The organism is Neisseria sp. WLZKY-1 (assembly GCF_046546535.1).
Taxonomy (GTDB): Bacteria; Pseudomonadota; Gammaproteobacteria; order Burkholderiales; family Neisseriaceae; genus Neisseria.
This window is the reverse complement of record NZ_JBKGTW010000128.1, coordinates 1-469: the sequence shown is the minus strand read 5'-3', so window position 1 is coordinate 469 and position 469 is coordinate 1. Positions and strand designations below refer to the sequence as shown.

General features: G+C 52.2%; 1 protein-coding gene. It reads right to left on the bottom strand.

The window, feature by feature from the left end; translation table 11 throughout:
• On the bottom strand, positions 1-469 hold a 469-nt coding region (locus ACLD9W_RS12500; RefSeq protein ID WP_410842301.1), incomplete at both ends, for an IS110 family transposase.

The following is a 469-nucleotide window of genomic DNA, read 5'->3' as shown; positions in this document are numbered from 1 at the left end:
TGCCTATGCCTTTGATTGCGGTTAGCACTTGGCCTTTGCCGCCGAATGCGTCGGCGTTGCTGTCGATGTCTTTGTCCAGCTCGGCGATAAGCTTGTCGAGATGGGCAATCAGGTCTTTAACGCTTTGCTGTTGGCTTTCATGGATTTGTTCGAGACGGTTTTTCTCGGCGGCACGGATGTCAACCAACTGGCTGCGACGTTTGACCAGTGCTTCGAGTTTCTCTTCGGCTTCGCTGGGCGGAATGTAGAGCATATTGGCGACCAGTCCTTTGATTTCCAACGCCTGTGCGTAGTCAGCAAGCATTTTGGCATCGAGATGGTCGGTTTTGGCGAGAGAAAAGCCGTTGGCGTAATTTTTAGTGCAGCGAGGATTGGCAATCACCACTTGGAAACCTGCGCGATGTAGGGTTTTGGCGAGAGGGATTTCCAAACCGCCAGTGCTTTCCATGACAACCAAACCGACGTTGTG